Origin of the sequence: Methanobacterium petrolearium (genome assembly GCF_017873625.1) — an archaeon.
GTDB classification, from domain to species: Archaea; Methanobacteriota; Methanobacteria; order Methanobacteriales; family Methanobacteriaceae; genus Methanobacterium; species Methanobacterium petrolearium.
This window is the reverse complement of the sequence record NZ_JAGGKL010000004.1, coordinates 152,335-171,821: the sequence shown is the minus strand read 5'-3', so window position 1 is coordinate 171,821 and position 19,487 is coordinate 152,335. Positions and strand designations below refer to the sequence as shown.

19 protein-coding genes are annotated in these 19,487 nt (G+C 36.1%); 10 read left to right on the top strand and 9 right to left on the bottom strand.

Features of this window, described 5'->3' with window-relative positions; genetic code table 11:
• Window positions 1-207 precede the first annotated feature (207 nt).
• Window positions 208-1,083 carry a DUF368 domain-containing protein gene (locus J2743_RS05190; protein WP_245248064.1) on the top strand — a complete coding sequence of 292 codons (876 nt, stop codon included), beginning with the start codon at window positions 208-210 and terminating at the stop codon, window positions 1,081-1,083.
• Between the two features lie 53 nt (window positions 1,084-1,136).
• Here the strand turns inward: J2743_RS05190 and J2743_RS05185 are convergent, their stop codons facing one another.
• Window positions 1,137-2,069 carry a hypothetical protein gene (locus tag J2743_RS05185; protein WP_209625500.1) on the bottom strand — a complete coding sequence of 311 codons (933 nt, stop codon included), beginning with the start codon at window positions 2,067-2,069 and terminating at the stop codon, window positions 1,137-1,139.
• Between the two features lie 173 nt (window positions 2,070-2,242).
• Between J2743_RS05185 and J2743_RS05180 the strand changes: the two genes are divergently transcribed.
• On the top strand, window positions 2,243-2,953 hold the full coding sequence (locus J2743_RS05180) for an ATPase (RefSeq protein ID WP_209625499.1): 711 nt from the start codon (window positions 2,243-2,245) through the stop codon (window positions 2,951-2,953).
• Between the two features lie 139 nt (window positions 2,954-3,092).
• Window positions 3,093-3,605: a GNAT family N-acetyltransferase gene (locus J2743_RS05175; RefSeq protein WP_209625498.1), complete on the top strand. Its 513-nt coding sequence runs from the start codon at window positions 3,093-3,095 to the stop codon at window positions 3,603-3,605.
• Here the strand turns inward: J2743_RS05175 and J2743_RS05170 are convergent.
• Window positions 3,602-3,757, bottom strand: a complete 156-nt coding sequence (locus tag J2743_RS05170) for a hypothetical protein (protein ID WP_209625497.1) — start codon at window positions 3,755-3,757, stop codon at window positions 3,602-3,604. The genes J2743_RS05175 and J2743_RS05170 overlap by 4 nt on opposite strands.
• Window positions 3,758-4,223: 466 nt before the next feature.
• On the opposite strand from J2743_RS05170, the gene J2743_RS05165 reads away from it, so the two are divergent.
• The 5 genes from J2743_RS05165 to J2743_RS05145 all read left to right on the top strand — a co-directional run bounded on the left by J2743_RS05165 (window position 4,224) and on the right by J2743_RS05145 (window position 7,860).
• Complete coding sequence (locus tag J2743_RS05165) at window positions 4,224-4,796, top strand: potassium channel family protein (protein ID WP_209625568.1); 573 nt, start codon at window positions 4,224-4,226, stop codon at window positions 4,794-4,796.
• Window positions 4,797-4,950: 154 nt separating this feature from the next.
• Entirely contained in the window at window positions 4,951-5,388 is a 438-nt protein-coding gene (locus J2743_RS05160; protein WP_209625496.1) for an Lrp/AsnC family transcriptional regulator, read from the top strand.
• Window positions 5,389-5,510: 122 nt separating this feature from the next.
• Window positions 5,511-6,860 (top strand): magnesium transporter, encoded by a 1,350-nt coding sequence (locus J2743_RS05155; protein ID WP_425342798.1) that lies wholly within the window; start codon window positions 5,511-5,513, stop codon window positions 6,858-6,860.
• Between the two features lie 380 nt (window positions 6,861-7,240).
• The gene (locus tag J2743_RS05150) at window positions 7,241-7,447 is read left to right on the top strand and encodes a DUF3800 domain-containing protein (protein ID WP_209625495.1); all 207 of its coding nucleotides are present in this window, start codon (window positions 7,241-7,243) and stop codon (window positions 7,445-7,447) included.
• Entirely contained in the window at window positions 7,441-7,860 is a 420-nt protein-coding gene (locus J2743_RS05145; protein ID WP_209625494.1) for a DUF3800 domain-containing protein, read from the top strand. Before J2743_RS05150 ends, J2743_RS05145 begins: the two co-directional genes overlap by 7 nt.
• Window positions 7,861-8,063: 203 nt before the next feature.
• Here J2743_RS05145 and J2743_RS05140 read toward each other — a convergent pair whose 3' ends face one another.
• From J2743_RS05140 to J2743_RS05125, 4 genes are all read right to left on the bottom strand, one after another.
• Window positions 8,064-9,446: an MFS transporter gene (locus tag J2743_RS05140; protein WP_209625493.1), complete on the bottom strand. Its 1,383-nt coding sequence runs from the start codon at window positions 9,444-9,446 to the stop codon at window positions 8,064-8,066.
• Window positions 9,447-9,984: 538 nt separating this feature from the next.
• Complete coding sequence (locus J2743_RS05135; RefSeq protein WP_209625492.1) at window positions 9,985-10,764, bottom strand: GNAT family N-acetyltransferase; 780 nt, start codon at window positions 10,762-10,764, stop codon at window positions 9,985-9,987.
• A gap of 67 nt (window positions 10,765-10,831) precedes the next feature.
• Entirely contained in the window at window positions 10,832-11,071 is a 240-nt protein-coding gene (locus J2743_RS05130; RefSeq protein WP_209625491.1) for a hypothetical protein, read from the bottom strand.
• A gap of 4 nt (window positions 11,072-11,075) precedes the next feature.
• Complete coding sequence (locus J2743_RS05125; RefSeq protein ID WP_209625490.1) at window positions 11,076-11,606, bottom strand: hypothetical protein; 531 nt, start codon at window positions 11,604-11,606, stop codon at window positions 11,076-11,078.
• Between the two features lie 787 nt (window positions 11,607-12,393).
• Between J2743_RS05125 and J2743_RS05120 the strand changes: the two genes are divergently transcribed.
• Together J2743_RS05120 and J2743_RS05115 are read left to right on the top strand one after the other, a co-directional pair.
• Window positions 12,394-13,089, top strand: coding sequence for a zinc ribbon domain-containing protein (locus J2743_RS05120; RefSeq protein WP_209625489.1), 696 nt, complete (start codon window positions 12,394-12,396; stop codon window positions 13,087-13,089).
• A gap of 585 nt (window positions 13,090-13,674) precedes the next feature.
• On the top strand, window positions 13,675-14,442 hold the full coding sequence (locus J2743_RS05115) for a hypothetical protein (protein ID WP_209625488.1): 768 nt from the start codon (window positions 13,675-13,677) through the stop codon (window positions 14,440-14,442).
• A gap of 764 nt (window positions 14,443-15,206) precedes the next feature.
• Here J2743_RS05115 and J2743_RS05110 read toward each other — a convergent pair.
• The 3 genes from J2743_RS05110 to J2743_RS05100 form a co-directional block, all read right to left on the bottom strand.
• Window positions 15,207-16,568 carry a histidine kinase dimerization/phosphoacceptor domain -containing protein gene (locus J2743_RS05110; RefSeq protein ID WP_209625487.1) on the bottom strand — a complete coding sequence of 454 codons (1,362 nt, stop codon included), beginning with the start codon at window positions 16,566-16,568 and terminating at the stop codon, window positions 15,207-15,209.
• 319 nt (window positions 16,569-16,887) lie between these two features.
• On the bottom strand, window positions 16,888-18,459 hold the full coding sequence (locus tag J2743_RS05105; protein ID WP_209625486.1) for a replication factor C large subunit: 1,572 nt from the start codon (window positions 18,457-18,459) through the stop codon (window positions 16,888-16,890).
• Window positions 18,460-19,425, bottom strand: a complete 966-nt coding sequence (locus J2743_RS05100) for a replication factor C small subunit (RefSeq protein ID WP_209625485.1) — start codon at window positions 19,423-19,425, stop codon at window positions 18,460-18,462.
• Window positions 19,426-19,487 lie beyond the last annotated feature (62 nt).

The following is a 19,487-nucleotide window of genomic DNA, read 5'->3' as shown; positions in this document are numbered from 1 at the left end:
AATGAGTGAGGTGTGTGACTGTTTTGTTTGAAAATTTATTGGTACTGAATGGAAAAAGAAACCTCCTACTTTATTTATAACATGGAATCTATTAATGATTTAATTAAATTAACAAGGAATTAGTATTGTGAATAATTATTAGAATAGAATCCTAAGATTAACCATTACTCATTGAAATCCAAGTATTATAATTAAGGGAGATAACTCATGAGAAAAATCGAGATATACAGGGATACATTTTTAATATTCTTACGTGGATTACTAATGGGCAGTGCTGATGTGATCCCTGGAGTTTCCGGGGGTACCATGGCCCTTATCACCGGCATTTACCAGAGACTGGTTCATGCCATCAGCCAGATAAATGCCAACTTCCTTCTGGTCGCCTTAAAAGGGGATTTTCGAAAATCCAAGGAAGAACTCCTGAAATGGGATTTCAACCTTTTCATACCCCTACTTTTAGGGATTGGTCTGGCTGTTCTAACCATGTCCAAGGTCATGACGGTCATGCTCACCGTGTACACGGCCACAACCTATGCATTCTTTTTTGGATTGATCCTGGCATCAGCTGGTTTCGTTTACAAACACATAGATGAACTTAACCTTAAAAATATCCTGTTTTTAGTAGTAGGCTTCGTTTTCGCTGTACTCTTCGTGGGATTAAACCCGGTACAGGCCAATCATACCCTGCCAGTCATATTCATATCAGGTATGGTGGCTATCTGTGCCATGATACTACCAGGAATCTCAGGAGCATTCATCCTGCTTCTTTTAAACCAGTACGAATACATGCTGGCTGCCTTAAATCAGCTTAAATTCGTGGACATAATAACCTTTGGACTGGGGGCGGTGATAGGTATTTTATCCTTCTCCCGGATCCTGAACTACCTCCTGGAACACCATAAATCAATAACCATGGCTTTCCTGGTGGGATTGATGGTGGGCACCCTGAGATTACCCTACCAGAAGATCACAACCTCTATGGATTCAGTTATCCCGGTGATAGTGGCAGCTGCGATTGGATTTATCCTGGTAATAATTCTGGAAAAACAGTTTGAAAAGTATAATCTGCAATGGGAGGCTTAAAAAAACCTTCCAGACAATATTTTTTTATTTCCTCCTTTTTTTTATTTACTTAGTTATTCAAACTTTTTAAATCCCTTAGGATTGAATCCATGGGCTATTAAAAGTTTTTGGTCATCACTCTGCAGTTTTTTTTCTTCTGCAGGAGGTATGGGGCTTCCTTTTTTGGCCAGGATAATTCCTGATTTTTTGTTAGCTGCTAAAAACTTCCCAGCATTTCCATTTATGATGATTGTTCCTTTGATCATGTCAATAGCTGTGAAATCATCCGTCTCACCATCAATGATGAGTGTGCCTCCGTTTAAGAGTGCGCCGGTGTTTTTCCCAGTATTTCCATTTATCCTGACTGTACCCTTTCTCATGAGTATCCCGGTGGAAAGATCAACATCACCTTTTTTAATGATCTGGGCATCCACATCCAAACGGGCCCCCACAGTATCCTTCACTGTGCCATCATCAATTAATAATTTTTTCCCGGATAACTGGCAGCCTAACAGTTTATCCTTGCCCAATCCATTGCTGATGATATCAGTTATGCTCCTGAATTGCCGGTAACCTTTTTGGTTGGATTTAACCTCCACCAGGTTACCCATGGGCTCTTTAACTTCTCCTTTAACATAGATGTTTCCCCTGGTAATGCTGATTCCCATACGGGTGTCCACATTTCCCTCTACATAGATATCTCCCACAGGAATGTCCTTTCCAGTTCCTTGGAAGTACTGGAGATCCACACCCATACTGGATGCAAGACGGTGCCCGGCATCACCATTGATACGGATGTTTCCATTATTCTTAAGGTGTTCTACCACATCACCAAAGGTTAAATCGTTCCCAGGGATTTTCCAGGATGGGTCTAACTTCTCCCCCTTGTGCTGCCAGTGGAAGTTGAAGGTGAAATCCCCCAGACAATCCACAGGTTCGGTAACTTCCATTTCCAGAAATTCCCTATCCTCTTTCCCACTCTTTTTACTGCCAAAGATCTTAAACATATTAACCCCTCATCGGTTTTAGCATAACTCATCTTTCTATAAATTTATTTAATCCACCTAATAAAAAAAAATTATCTAATCCACTTACTAACAAAATCTAATTCACTTACTAACAAATAAATCATATACACAGTTGCACACGATAATAAGATTAAAATTTCATTGAGATTACCATGACAGTTAAGCGCGATGTGGTCAAATTCCTCCAGCAAAATGGTGTGGAAACCAGGTTTGTTAGCATAGTTGATGAAAGGGTTTATATTAATAATTTGAAGTTATCCAGGTTTTCACGCAAAAAGGAAGAACTGTTTTTAAGGGAATATCCTAATTTTAGGGTTCGACGTTCCAAGATCTTCCAGAAAATCTGCACCCGTGCCTCACGTGTGCTTAAAGATGCACTGAGCCCTCATGATAAAATATTATTATTTGATTCTGGAGATTGTGTTAACTTAACATTGCACACGGTTCTGGAACCCTACACCAGGAAGTATGGGGTGGAACTGATCATTAGGGAACAGGAAGGCAACCTGGATGACTGGATCAGTTCTTTGCAGCTTCATGGAGAACAGATATGTCCAGATAGTGTAGCACTACCACTCACCCTGGATGGGGAAGTAGAACACATATTAGAACTCATGCTTGATGGAGAAAAATTGGAGCTTTTAAGTTCTCAAACTACCAAAGATGAGATGAAACTGATCTATCCATTGATAAATGTTCCAACAGCGTGGATTGAATCATGGATCAAGCTTGAAGGATTGGAATGTTGTTTTGAATATAATGATGCTATTTCCAGAAAGATGCTGGAGTTTCTGGAAGGTTTCATTCCTGATGTGCGGGAGAAGATGATGCGATCTGCATCCTATCTTTCTTGGGAAAAATAAGAGGATTAAGAGGAAAAAAATGTTATGAGTCCTTTAGAACGAAATAAACAACTTTAATTTCAAGACTACAATTTTTAGAATTTATTACATATGGAGTGCTTCCTTATGTATTAAATATGTGATGATTAATAATACTATCATGTCAGAAAAGAAAATTTCTCCTGAGGAACTAACTGTCGAAAAGCTATCACGAAACCATGATTTAGCAAGCTTTCATTGTGGGGATGATGATTTGGATGAATTCATACTTCAGGATGCACTACCTCAAAGGAAGGATCGGTTGAACCAGACATATATTTGCAGGTATCATGGAGAGATAATAGCATTTTTCACAGTTTCTGCTGACAGTATAAAAATTAACAAAAATGATAAAAAAAGGATAGGAGTTAATTACCCTGCGTTCCCTTCCATTAAAATTGGCAGATTAGCTGTACACGAGGATCATAAACGAAAAAATGTGGGCAGCATTTTAATCATGTATGCAGTTGGTCTGGCATTAGAGTTAGGTGAAAAAGTAGGTGTGCGTTTTATTTCAGTAGATGCCTATCAAGGGATTGAAAAATTTTATGAAAAGAATTATTTTGTAGAATTAGCAGAATGTGAAGATCGGCATGTGGCCATGTACACAGATCTAGAAGATTGGACTTCCTAGCGTTCGCTATTAGCTTTAATGGTCCTATAAACTTTTCGGGATTCTTCCAAGAATTTCTTTTTCTCGAGTGTAACTGGTTTATCCAAGTTTCGAACGAAACGATCCGCAGCTTTTCCTGATAAGGTTGGTGTTGCTGCAATTGTTTTAGCCATTGTTTTCACTACCTTTATTTCTAATAACTTTTATGAGAGTATCTAATATAAAAAACCTAAGCTAAATAAAAATTTCAAAAAAAGTATATTCTGCTACCATGAGTTGCGTTTTTCGTTGGTAAAGGGTGAATCCATTTGTTGTAAGGTCAAAAATGGGTCCATGGTGGATCAGTATAATTTTATAATGCTTTCTTTTGCAATCCCATCTATGATGATGGTGTTGTCTGGACCTGTTCCTGTTAATTAAACATCTTATGTTGATGTATAATGTTTTTCATGGTATAGTTGGATCCTTTAGATGTTGAATCGCCTAGATCAGAGTTTTTGAAATATCTCTGTTTTTGGGGGGATTATGAAAAAAGTTTTTAACGTGTTCACATTATACTATTTATATTATATTTTTATTAGACCTAGAATATCTGGAGGATGAAAGGTGCCTAAAAGTATTAAGGACATTTTAATCGAAATGAAGAACATGTCCGAATTAATGGTAGATTTAGCATATTCTGCACTACTTTTTAACAGTAAAGACGCTGCAGAAGAAGTTATAAAACTTGAAAACAAGGTAAACAGGCTTAACTACCAGATTAAAAAAGAATCACTCATGGCTGCAAGGACAGTGGAAGATGCAGAAAAATTAACCGCCCTGCTGGAAGTGGGGGAAGCTGCAGAAACCATAGCCGACTCAGCAAAAGACATAGCCGACCTGGTTTTAAAAGATATGAAACCACACCCTGTGTTTAAAATGGTCATGGAAGAGTCAGATGAAGTTATAATGAGGGTTGAAATCTCCGAAGGTTCAGAACTAATCGATAAATCTTTAGGAGAACTTCTACTCGCCACCAGGACCGGGATGACAGTTATTGCCATCAGAAGAAATGAATCCTGGATATATGGGCCGGATAGGAACACCATAATCTCAGCCGGAGACGCACTCATAGCTAAAGGAAACGAAACTGGCGGATCCCTACTCACACAACTTGCCAGTGGAGAAACCAAGCTAGAAGACCTCGAATACGAAGAATTTGCTGAAGATTAGATATCTTTTCCCCACAAATTTAAGAAATTTCTAAATTCATGATGCAAATTTAGAAAAATACTCATTTTTTTGATTATTTTTGGTAATTTTCCCAAACCTTTATAAGTACATGTGGATATATTCTTATTCTGTATTATGATAAGGTGTTGGAAAAATGGATGATGTAGATTTAGCTATAATCCGTTCTCTGATTAAAAATTCGAGGATTACCATATCTCAAATGTCAAAAGAGATTGACATCCCCGATGCAACCATATCAAACAGACTTAAAAAATTGGAAAAAGACGTGATAAAACGTTACACTCTGATACCAGACTGGCAGAAAATTGGTCTGGAAATAACTTCCATAATCATTATCCAGACCGAGTCTGAACGGCACGAATTAGTAAAAGAAGAACTTTCAAGGCTTAAAGAAGTTTCAGAAGTTTACAGTGTATCTGGAGAGTATGATATTCTAATTAAAGTCTGGGTCAAAAGCATTGAGGACTTGAATCAATTGATAAATTCAAAAATCCGTTCAATTGATGGTGTTGAAGATTTGACTGAAATGATAGTAATGGAACGAGTTAAAGAGGACGTACCAGCACTTTAACTGATAAAAAGAGATAGAAATGTTGAAAAATCAATTTACAAGTAGTAAAAAGAACGATTTGAAACATTTATCTGAGTTATACTTGGCAAAATCAGCCCCTACTGTAATTTCAGGGTGGTTCGGTGAAATGGACGGAGAAACTACTGAAGAAGATTGGCGAATATACCCATATCATCTTAGACTGGATGGTAAAATTAGCAGTCCTAGTTTCAAAAAGGTCCTTAAAAATCTTCCAGATGCCATTCATCATAAGTGGTAAGTTCACTAACTTTTTTAGAGATGTCTCCCGGGTCTTAGGCGAAACATTCACCGCCCTTTTCATATGTGCCATAGGAGATCTAATTGCCGGCATATTCTTAAGTGGAATGACCAATACCCTGCAGATGTTCCCCGGCCTCCTGGTCCTCATCCCCGGGGCAATTGGGATGAGGGGGAATATATTCGGTGCATTAGGATCCAGGCTGGGTTCCAACCTCCATATTGGTATTCTAACTCCTGAATTAAAAAAATCACCAGTTTTAAACCAGAACATTATTTCTGCAATAATTCTAACCGTTATAATGTCGATTTTCCTGGCATTTGCAGCCAAGGGTTTCTGTATTCTTTTAGGATTTGAAAGTATCAGTATCATGGACTTCACAATCATCTCTGTGCTGGGAGGAATATTTTCAGGGGCACTACTCTTACCGGCAACCATCCTGATTTCCATCAAAAGTTATGAAAATGGATGGGATCCCGACAATGTAACCACACCCTTAATCGCAGCCTCTGGAGACCTTTTCACCATTCCATCCATCCTTTTAGCCGTGTATATACTGTCGTGGATCAGGAACGGATTTGCAGAAAACATCTTATTTGCCATATTTATTATCCTGGGGATAATGGGTTTTGCCTATGGGATAAGAAGGGGCAGTCATCTTAAGAAGATCATGGTGCACAGCACCCCCACCTTATTTTTGTCATCCCTGTTTGGAACTGCTGCCGGTACAATTCTAAACGGTAGTTTCTCCACTATTTTAAGCAATCCCAGTATCCTGGCCCTGGTACCACTGTTTTCAGGTGAAAGTGGGGATCTGGTCAGTATCCTGGGAGCCAGACTATCTTCCGGATTACACATTGGTTCCATAGAATCCTCCCTGAGACCTACAGAGGAAGCATTAAGGAATTTTGCCATAATCATAATCCTGGCTGTAATCATCTACCCATTGATAGGTGTTCTGGCCTACTTTGGATCCCTGGTTATTGGTATCCAACCAGTGGGACTGGTTAACATGGTCTTCATCAGCACTGCAGCCGGGTTAATGCTCACACCCCTGATGCTTTTAATTGCATTCTACCTGAATGCTATTTCCTATAGGAAAGGCCTTGATCCAGATAACATTGTCATACCATTATCCACCAGCCTAACCGACCCGGTGGCCAACTCATTTTTGGTGATGATGGTGCTGTTTACATTGGGGCTTACATTATAGATAGAAGTCAAGATTTAAAGGATAAGAAATATTTTCCCTTTTAGTTAAATTTTATAGATGTAAATGCCGACAAATAATCCCACAATTACACCAGCAATCAAAACGACAATAGTTAAAATGTTCTTTGTTGAATGGCTTAGATTGTCAAATTCTAGAATCTTAGAGAGTTTATAATCATATCCATTAACTCTAAATTTAGTTTTTGGCACACATATCATCCTTAAAATTAAATATTTTGAATATTACTTAGTATTGAGTTATAAATTGTAATAAATGTGTCATATTTGGGATTTGAATTTTTTCCTTCACTTTTTTAATCTAATATTTTTAGTAAACTATTATTAACTAAATAGTATGTTATTATTAATGGAGGTTGAGTTTTGAACTATCTGTATATTGATGAGAGTGGGGATCTTGGGTTACGTGGTTCAAAATATTTATTGATTGTTGCTTTACTAGTTGATGATTTCCGGCCATTGGACAAAATAATCAAGAATATGAGGCGGAATAAGTTTAAAAAAGAGTTATCCAAGGCTAATGAAGTTAAAGCAAACAAATCTTCTTTGAAGTTAGGACACACATGTTAAAAGAGCTTAATAAACTGGAAGGTTCTCAAGTATTCTGCACGGTTATGAATAAAAGTTTTCTCAACAGTGAATTTCTTATCAACGATAAACATAAACTCTATAATTATGTTGCAGGATATCTTGCCAATTTAATAGAAACAAAAGGCAATGTGGAAGTCAGAATCGATAAATCAAAAGGAAAACAGATGCTTCGGGATGATTTTGACAATTATTTTGGGGATCAATTAATTCGCAATTCTGAAATTAGGAATATACAAATATACCATAGTTATTCCCATGCCTGGTCAGGGTTACAGTTTGCAGATATAATAGCATGGTCTTATTTTCAGAAATTTGAGCACAAAAATGAGTTATATGCTGATCTATTAAATATAAAGTGTAAAATGTCAAAAATATGGAATAAAGGGAAATAAAATAAGAATCAGTACCTGGAAGTACTCATTGGACGTGCACCTCAAGGTACACTGACTCCCAGGTTTTACCTGCTAAATATAGATCATATTTCTACAATATAAATAATTTACTAAAAGTAAGAAAGAGCGACTCAATGTTTTTTTTAATCATTGAATACATTTTGCTTAACAGTTTTTATTATAACGTTAGCAGTAAAAAGGGATTAAGCGTTTCCATTTTTAGATTGATTATTTTCTTTGATCAATGAGGTAAAGATCCCAACAGCGCATAGTAATGATAGGATTATTAGAGTGGCCCTTATGCTTTGACCCAATTCAATGTAGTTGGCAGGTGAGATTTCTACTTTGCCCAGGAATATGGAGATCATTAGCATGGCGATTCCCATTCCAAAGATCTGTCCCATGGATCTCATGTTACTCAGGGTGGCTGTGGCCACTCCATAATATTTCTTTTCCACAGAACTAACCACAGTTTTGGTATTGGGGGAATAGAATAAACCTATTCCGCATCCGAAAAGTATAATGGAACATAGTCCCAGCAGTAAACTACTATTTTTATTGAGTACAGTCATAATTGCCAGTCCAATGGTGGTTACAATCATCCCTGCCGTGGTCACAGTTGCCGAATCAATCCTGTCGGCTAATCTTCCAGCAAGAGGTGATACCACGATCATTGATATGGAGGGTAATGCAACTATCAAACCGGTTGTAAATGGATCAAATCCTTTAATATACTGGAAATACAGGTTTAAAAGAAAACTGAATGTTATAAATATGCCGTAATTGATAAAACCAGTGATATTGCCAAAGGTGAATGTTTTATTGTTGAATAATTCCATGGGGATAAGGGGGAATTTTGTCCTTTTTTCCACTAAGTAGAATAATGAAAGCCCTATGATTCCGGCGATGGTTAAAAACAGCCCATACTTCTGGTCGAAAGTTGATAAACTGTAGATTATGGTGGTTAAGGATATGCCGAGGATGATGGCCCCCAGAACATCGAATTTTTCACTTGTTGCTTCTGCCCATTCATATTTGAACCGGCTGATAACAACAGCCGCCACCACACCGATGAGTGAATCCAGGATGAACAAAAATCTCCATCCTACTAATTGGGTGAGTAATCCTCCAATGATTGGTCCGAATATTAATCCTCCGAAGACACCTATTGAGATCAAGCCCAGTACTCCGCCTCTTTCATTTTCAGGGAATGCTGAGGTTATGATGGCGTATAGGTTGGCGAAGATCATGGCGTGTCCTATACTTTGGAAAATTCGGATAGCCAGAAGCATTTCACCGGATATGGAGAATGCAGATAAAAAGGAGCTTACTGTGAAGATGATCAGTCCGTACTGGAAGATGCGTTTTCTACCGTAGAGATCACCCAACCTTCCAAAGGGAACATACAGTATGGCAGTTACCAGTAAATACAAAGTGGGTAGCCATGTTAAAAAGATGGCTGACAGGTTAAGGTCAACAGCCATTGTGGGTAAGGCCACATTTACAGATGCCCTTACAAATGGGGTGAGAAAAGAAGCCAAAAGTCCGGCAATAATTATCTTCTTCTTTATATCCGTTTTATCCATGACATTGCCTCTGGGATGATAAGTTAGTTATTACTTCTATCCATCACTCTCCTTAATCAATTTATTTAGAATAATCATTAGAACAAAATAGATATGAATAGTAGTAACGTTTAAAACATGGGATAAAGGGGAATAAAATAAGAATCAGTACCTGGAAGTACTCATTGAACGTGCACTTCAATGTACGCTAACGTTCAAGTATTATTTGATAAGTATAGATTATCTTCTACAATTTGAATAATTTATTAAAGTAAAAAAAGAGTAATTCAAAGTTTCCTCATTTCTCCTGACCTTCACCTAAAGGGAAAGTTTCATTTTTGGAAAATAATTTTAATTATTTAGTCATGCGGGGGATCTGTGAAACTTTAATGAAATTGAAGCCTATCAAACCTACTTTCATTTTATCTTTTTGTACCATTTTATTGACTTATCCCCTACATTTTTCCCTGTTTTTAGTACGACAGGAATTCAAGAAGAACATTGGTTTTATTATTATCTTTCCGTACCATTTTGGATTATTCCTGCATATTTACCACAATTAGGTAATAAGAAAACAGTCCTTATATTCCAAATTATTTTTATCTTTTGTAATATGCTCTAGATTTATTAAAATTTTAAATGTGATGTTATTAGGATTTTCAACCCCAAATTTACCTCCATTAGAAGTAACATATATGTTATACCATGTTTGTATTAATAGTGAACCCCAACCTTTTTTGCGATGCTCTTTTTTAATAAAAACTTGCCTTAAAATTGGACAACCATCATGTTCTCTTTTTTTAAAAGACCAAATAAGATACCCTATACATTCATTATGGACATATAGCAATATGGCATTTTGATACTTAGATTTAAAGGATAAAAAACCATTTTCTTCTTCATGTGATAAAAATTCCAACAAATAAAGTGGTAAGGTAGTGCGTAGATTACGGCATTCAACTAAATTAATTCCCCTTCCTAATCCTTTCAAGCTTTCAGGGGATTGAAATCGTGTATTTATAATTTCTGTTGGTTGATAAAACTTTTTATTGTATTTTACAGCAACAACATTCCTACATTCATAACATGAAAAAAATCTAGAGCCGTAACTGGGAGTATCATGAATTTTTGTTTGGCATTTACTACAAGTTAATACAGCCTTCATAATTCGAATTATTGGGAATTTTTCGCGTATATCTTGGTGTTTACAAATATCACACTCCCAAATACCATCACCTCTTCCAGTTAAGCTATGACCAACATTATTACAATTTGGACATTTCAAAAAAGGAATATCTTCCATAGTCTTCTCTTGATACCCCCCGAAACTAATATTCATCATATTTATCCCCTAAATTATAATCCAATGATGATTCTCTTTTTAATACATAATATTAATTGATTTATTATGGTGGGTCATGTGGATCCCTTGTGATTTGAGGTTTTCCATTCTTTATTCTGTATTCTAACCATTGGATTGGTTTTTTATGTCTTTCATAATGTTGTTTGCAAAAACAAGCATAACAGAAGTATTCATTACATTCTTCACACTTATAAATAATGAAATCTTCTTTGAATTCCTTTTTGCATTCTTCATTTGCACATTTACCATTGTAGCATGCTTTAATATGATGGTTAACACCCATTTTATCACATCCATAACTTAAGAATTAGAAAACCAATTAATGGTATTAAAGAAAAATAGACGCCGAACTTTAACTTTTTCAGTGCATCTTCTAATAAATCTGCTTTCTTTTCGTTTACACAATTAAGATGTGATACACTTTTCCTATAATCTTCAGTGATAAAATCCGTTAATTCTTCATCTGATTTAGCTAGTAGAGCTTCTATATCATTCGGGTCAAAAGCGAAGGGAGTTATAAATTCTCTGATTTTTAAAATTTGAAGAAGTGAAATTAAACATAAGAAAATTAAACATATCCCAATAATATTTGAGAGTTGGATTATTTTTTGTGCCAGCCAAGGTAGTGTTCCTATATTAGAAAGAATAGAATTAAGGGTAAATACAAGCAAAGCAACTAATAATGAGGAAAATCCGAATAAACCTGCAGTTTTAGATTCTATAGTACTATTTCTATGTTCTTCCCTGTCATATATTAATCTTAATTCATTTAACCCTAATTTTGATACTTCTATACATCTAAAAGTTGAATTTCCCATAATATTCCCCCATCATTGTTCTATTGGTACTTTCAGTTTTCTATGGTGACTTCCAGATTGTCACCTTCTTGGCTACCTGCTACTTCTAATATGGTATCATCATTTTTCCTGTTTTTTTATATTCTTATCCTTTCGCCATGTTCCCAAGATAATTTTATTGAGAATGAGTGTAAAAAGGTATGAAAGTGGGATATTTAATAAAAATGCTACAACCCAAGCTATAAACTTCCAAATTCCGCCGTGAAGTGCGGGATATGTTTCGGGGAAAATGTTTATTAATAATCCAATTGATAAAAACAGACAAAATAAAAATAAAACTGCAACACCACTTACCCAAGCTATTATGTAAATTCTATCATTTTGCAAACTTACCATAATAATTGTATTCAATTCAATAATAAATAATTTAATTGTAACAATAATAACTAAGAATCTTTTTAATTTAATAATCAAACAATTTTCAGTAATTGAACACAAATGCAATGTAAATGAAATATTTAATACATATGTTCATTCTGAACTTATATAAATAAAATTAAAAAACCAATAAACAGGCCTGACCAGAACAAAGAACCCCTTAAAACAATTATTGTAAAGTACTATCAATTAATTACTTCGTCATACCACACTATGATAAAGAAAAATTTATTTCGTGATATATCTTTAAAACTCCTAACACCTCTATTCTATTACTAATGGAAAACTTTTTATTATGATGAAATAATACTTTTCTTTAATGAGTATTATGTGAGATTAAGGGATAGAGTTGAATAAATGGGGAATATAGATGGATACAGAAGAAATCAGTATTAATTATTGTCCTGAATGTGGTGAACATGTAGAAAAAGGTTCTAAAAAGTGTGGTAAGTGTGGAACATCATTTGACATGCAAAAAGAATCTGGAAGAAGCGAATCATCTGGTGTTTATGGTGTTGATAATGTTTCAAATGATCCCAGTGTTTCTAATGTGCAGCCTCTAAATAAGTTAATTTGGCTTATAATTCTCACAGGGGGTTTATATGAAATATACTGGTTCTACCGTAATTGGCGGGATTTCAAAAAACACAAAAATCTGGATATAAGTCCAGGTCTTAGAACAGTGGGCCTTTTCATACCTTTAGTCAATTTATATTTCGTAGGAACACAATTCAAGGATTTAAAGGATTATGAAGAGGAAGCCAATGTTAAACCATTCTCAATATACACAGTGATCATAAGTTGGGTGGTTCTATCATACCTGTCTGTGAGGTTAAGCTTTTATGATAATCCATTAACTGGTATGATCTCTTTATTGTTATCTTTCGGTCTGGTTATCCCATTTTACATGGTTCAAAAAACTTTAAACGAATACTGGTTGAAAGAACAGGGAGATTTGCCTCTGCGCAAGGGCCTTTCTCTAGGTGAAATCATTGTCCTGATCATAGGATTGATTTTCATGGTACTGGAGGTAATCGGAGTTTTAGCCATGTTTATGATGATTTAACTCTTTTACTATTCTAATTTCATTCCATTTCCCATTTTATTTATTTTTATTTCTATTTTAAAAAAGTAAAAAGAGTTTTAGGGTCTTAGATTTTTTTTGTTGAAAAAAGGATTTTTCTTCTTGTTTTCCATATTTTATAAACTATTTGATAATTAGTTTCGTAAAATTCAATTTAATTCTAACTTTATAAGAACAATTGGGGCTTTAAACCTTTAAATTTAAGTAAAAATGTTTACATATATTTATTAAGCAATGTACCATATTTAAGGCTGTTTTTGATATAAAAAATATTTAAAAATTATTAATTGATTATTAAAATAAATGTGTCAATCATTTATGTAATCCTATTTTGGAGATGAAAAAAGAGTTAAAGAACTCAAAGGTGAGATTTAAGATCATTTTTTATTTTTTCAATGAGATGAATTCGCTCTGTTATTACAAAATTTACAAGTTAAAAAGAAACTAGATTCAAACAGCGCAAATGTTTATATTCAAGATCAAAAGTTATTATTTATTAGATGATAATTATTAGATGATAATGTTTACAAATTAATTTAGTATTCATATGCCTAAAAAAGTGTTTTAATGGATTTAAACTCTGTTATTTGGATAAGTTCCGTAGATCATTTAGATAATTTTGTAAAAGTGATTAAATCTTCGTTTTTTGTTGAGAGATTATTTGGTAATTTTAGTTTACCTGAAGGTTTCCCAAGGGCTAAAAGCAATCCATTGGCATATTTTTCTCGAGGAGATGTGTTGATTAGGGATAATAATTTGATGTATAATTGTTTTGATGATTCTGATTCAGAGAAATATCAGTATCTGAAAGATGATTTATCATTTATTTTGAGTAGTTCTAACATTGAATCCTTTGAAAAATATTCTTTCAAAGAATTTAGTCCGTATGGTCTAGTTGGTACAGTGTATATGCAAAATTGGATAAGGATTATTTGTGATGATAATATTTTAGGTGGAGATTTTTTAATAGGTTCTGATAGTGTTAAAAATACAAGTAAATTATTTAAAATGTTAGAACAGTTAACCACAGGTCAGGAAGTCACAGAATGTTTAGAAACCAATTCTGAGAAATATGTTTTTATGGGTTATTTGGGAATAATCGTTGCATATCTATCCATATTTTTCATGTGGGAAAGCATGGCACTAGATGGAACCTGGCAATTAATATTCTTTACTTTGTTAGCACTTTCAGTTTTTTCAACTCTTATATTACTATTTATTTTTGTTTCATGGGCACAAGGCAGAAATGAAAAGGTTCAACGCCACCTTCAAATAATAGCCACAAACATATTCGTTTTTTTAGTTATTTTAAGTATTTTAAAACCTATTTTATAAAACAAACTTTTGAATATTATAATTAGAAGAATTTAACAAGGTCATGTTCCTTAAGATACTGATTCACTGATTTTACTAGATTAAGATCAACCTTTTTCTCTTCCATAATCTAGTTGATGATTTGAAGTACTCTTATTTACGGCCATGGATGGCTACCTAGTAATATTAATAACTAAACACTTAACAACTAAACATATAATCAAAGAAAATTCTTTGTGAGGCAGCCTCATTAATAAAGAGTTTCATGGGGTGAAAAATCATGGTCAATGTGACGGTTACAATTACTAACACATCAATTCCATCTGAATGGTTAACTGAATCATTAATCTTACTACTTATTATTTTAGTAAACATGTTGTTAATTATGTGGTTAATCAAAAAAGCGAAAAAAGAAATAAAATAGACTTTGGTAGCTATAAGCGAATTTTTTCCAGTGATATTAAGTGCAGAATAATTCTATGAATTACTTCGTTAAATAATACAAGATAACGAACCAAACAGTCACTTGAAACATTGAAAAATGTTGTAAGGACTTATTTTGAATAGAAATCAGTTATGAGCTAAAATCATATTTTTTTAAAATTATTGAACAAAAATTGGTGAAAATTAAAATCTATAAAATATAAATAAATAAAGTTAAATCTTTTCAATTGAATATATGTTTAATTATGTTCAATCAACGAAAATATAATTAATTTCAAAATCAAAACGATATTTGAACTTATTTTAACCAAAATATATCATAATTATGACATGCCTGGTCTTCAAATCCTTTTTTTGTATTGTAATTGTTTGAAATTGATTTGGAACTTGGTTCCGTGGCTGCTGTCTATATTTAATTCGCCGTCCAATTGATTCACGAGAGTATTTACCAGTTGAAGGCCTAAAGAGTCCGTAATTTCAATGTTAACATCTTCAGGTAATCCCACACCATCATCTGCCACCACCAGTTGGTAATCCTCATTGGATCCGCAACTGAACTGGATTTGTAGGGTGCCCCTATTCTGGGGAAAGGCATATTTGATACTGTTGGTTACCAGTTCATTGATAACAAGTCCCATGGGTAAGGCAGTGTCAATATCCACTTTCAAGTCTTCAACATCAAATTCTGGATAAACCATGCCTTTTGAAATTCCATAAGAATTCAAAATACTGTTAACAAGTTCAATGACATACTCTTTAATGGGAATATTGCGGAAAGTAGGAGACTGATAGAGTTTTTCATGGATCATGGCCATGGTCCTGACCCTGCCCTGACTATCCTTTAATATATTAACCGATTCTTCCCCCTCCACATAACTCTTTTGTAAATTGAGGAGGCTGGAAATTATCTGAAGATTATTCTTAACCCGATGATGAATCTCACTAAGCAAAATCTCCTTTTCTAACAGAGATTCTTTAAGCTTATTTTCCGCCTGTACCCGTTTAGTGATATTCAGCATAGTTCCAAACAAACCATCCTTGGTCATGTGGGCCTTTATAAGGATGTTAATGACCTCACCATCAGATGTGAGCATTTCAAATTCACCTTCAGCTGAATTATCCTGTTTGAGGTTGTTGATGATCTTTTCCCGATCAGAAGGGTTTTTATAAAAATCCAGGGATTTCTTTCCTAACACCTCATCCACACTTTTAAATTTGAACCTATCAACCATCGCCTTATTAACAAAAAGTATATCCCCCTCCAAATTGGTTTTAAAAACCACAATCATTGAATTATCCACAGATTCCAGATAGTCCCTTTCATCAGGGCTTAAGCGCTGTCTTGATCTTTGAAGTGCCACTTCAATGATAAACTTAAGATTATGCGTATTGTACGGTTTCACCAGATAACCATCAGGATCAGTTAACATAGCTTCCTGGAATGTAGATTCATCAAACTGGCCTGTGATGTACACTACCGGTATATTCAACCTTTTAATTTTCGCAACTATGTCTACACCATTAACATCTTCTTTGAAAACCATATCCGTCAAAACAAGATCAGGTTCTAATTCCACTACTTTTCTAACAGCTTCCTCACAGTCAGAAGCAATGTCAGGTACAAAATAACCAAGGGATTCCAATTGATTCTTAAGATCCATAGCTTCAACAAATTCATCCTCAACTAAGAGAATACTAACCATTAAACCACTCCCCAACCACAGATTGTGGATAAAATTTCACTGTCATTCCCCAGATAATTAATACAAATCAAACTATTATTAATAGATTTCGATTAATAAACACCATCACCAGAACACGGCAACCCTATTCCGATAAGTGTAGATTGGATTACTATCCAATATATAATTTTTGTAAAATGAGGAAGATCTAAAAAAATGAGGAAGGCTGGGTCAGAACAACAATGGAAGAAGATAATGGGATCAAGACGGTTTTCCCAAGCGTTCATTTAAAAAAATCAAAGTTCACCAGATGGTGAACCTGTATCTGTAACCTGAAAGCTCATTTAAAACTAAAAAGCGAAACCTGCTTACCATTATCCTTAGATTCAGACTTCCCTGAGTCACCATTATCTGGCGATGCGGCCTTTGAAGAATTAGTTCTCTTCTTTCTTGTCTTATTTTTTTTACCTTCGCCTGATTTATCCTCTGATTTGGAATCTTCGACAATCTTTTCAGATTTTACGTCTTTAGAACTCTTTTCAGGTTTCACGTTTTTAGAACCTTTTTCAGGTTTCACGTCTTTAGAACCCTTTTTAGAAGAAACAGGTTTAGTTTCATTGGAAGCTTTTTTTGAGGATTTTTTTGGCACGGCTTTAGTTTTACCTTTACTTTTAGCCTCAGAAACCTTCTTGGTCTTCCTATTTTTTATCTTCCGCTTCCGGAACTGTTTAACCTCGGCATCATCCAGTTCAAAGTAGTCTGCCAGGTCTCGGGCTACATCTTCTGGCTGGAACATTATCTCAAAGTAGGGGAACTGTTCAATGGCCACTGCCCGGGAAGTGTGCATCTTCATCCCCATCTTGGTTGCTACCCTGTCCCTGAGATCCCTCTTGGCACGGTTCTTGGATAGTTTACTGTAGAATGTGGAACTGGCATATCTACTGAACTTCTTATAGGTTTCATCCTTGGCCATGGCCACTCCCACTCCCATCAGGTCATAGGTGTACTTCCAGTAACCATAATGCCTGGTATGGAAAGCCCTACCCAGATACACATCTGCTTCTGCCACGGCATCATAGGCCCTCTCGATTTCTTCTGGCTTTTCATATTCCCGGGGAATATTTTCAGTGATTTGCTCCAGGATGAATCCTGGCTGTGCCTCTAACCGTAGTGCATCACGGATATGTCGGGGGGTTTTGCTTTTAAGCACAGTTCGAACCGAGTCGAAGATATTGTTAATATCATCCTTCTGGGATATGATCTCCAGATCATCAGAGGTGATCTTGTCCTTACCTTGGGCAATCACCTGAAGGTCGTTGATGGCTGATCTAAGGTCACCACGTGATCTTTTAGCCAGGGTGCGGAGAACGTGCTCCTCAAAATCAACACCCTCCTTAACACAGATCCGCTTTAAGAGGGCCACAATGGAGTTGGTGTGCACCTTACGGATCTTGATAACCTGACATTTGGATTTCAGGCTGGTGATACGTTTACTGTAAAGATCATTGGCCATCATGATCATGGGATGATGACCCTCCTTGATGATCTTATTTATGGCCCGTATACCACCACGATCCTCATTACCATGGAGCCCATCCACCTCATCCAGGATGATCAGCTTCCTGCCCTCACCAAACAGGGAAGTTGAGGCAGATGCTTCCCCAATGGTGTTCATTATAATGTCAAAGGATCTCTTGTCACTGGCATTAAGCTCAATGTGATCAGAGAAATAAACAGATATCAAATGGGCCAGAGTGGTTTTACCGGTTCCAGGAGGCCCTATAAGCAGAAGACACTTCTGGGGTTCACCGTGCTCCCAGCTTTCCACCCACTCATCAATCTCTTCAACCGCCTTTTTATTACCCAGAACTTCGTTCATGGTTTTGGGACGGTATTTATCGGTCCACAACATCTAATCTGCCTTTTCTTTTGGTAAAAATTTGGTTAAAAGAGCTTCTAACTGTATCCTGGGATTGGCACCTTCCCGGATCCGGAAATCGTATTCCCCAATATGCTCCACCAGATCAACATACTCCTTGCCACTGATAAGATCATCCATGGACATCCTGGAGACTTCCTGATAGATCTGGGTTACCATGTCCTCTCCACTGGTCCCCTGAACCACCATAACCTCTCTTAATAGGTCACGGGCTTTCATGAAATCTCCATCTAGTGCTAAATTAACGATACGCCTGACATCTTTGGGTTTGGCCTTGGAAACAACGTCGTGAACATTTTCCTCGGTTATTTCCTCACCCATGGATGCAGTGGACTGGAGGATGTTCACTGCCCGGCGCATATCTCCTTCAGCAAAGTAGACAATGCTTTCCAGACTTCCTGGGGCGTATTTAACCCCTTCTGTTTTGGCGATCTGTTCCAGCCTCCCCACAATTCGATGTCCCTTGATGGGTGCGAATCTGAAAATAGCACACCTGGACTGGATGGGGTCGATGATCTTGGATGAGTAGTTACATGAAAGAATAAAGGAGGATGTTTTGGTGTACATCTCCATCTCCCGACGCAGTGCGTGCTGGGCATCCTTAGTCATGTTGTCCACTTCATCCAGGAATATGATCCTGAAGGGAGCCCCAACCGCCTTCAGCCGGCAGAAACTTTTGATATCCTTCCTGACTGTTTCAATACCCCTGGCATCCGATGCGTTCAGCTCCAGGAAGTTCTGCTTCCAGTATTCCCCCAGCATGGCCTTGGCCAGTGCAATGGCGGTGGTGGTCTTTCCCACCCCAGCCGGGCCGGTGAACATGAGATTAGGCATGCTCTCCTCGTTTACGTATTGTTTGAGTCTTTGTATAATGTGATCCTGACCCACAACCTCATCCAGGTTTTGTGGCCGGTATTTCTCCACCCATGGTCCGTTCATGTTATCACCGTCTTTTTCATATTTTAAATGTTATATTTTGTATAAATTTCCGAATATTTCTT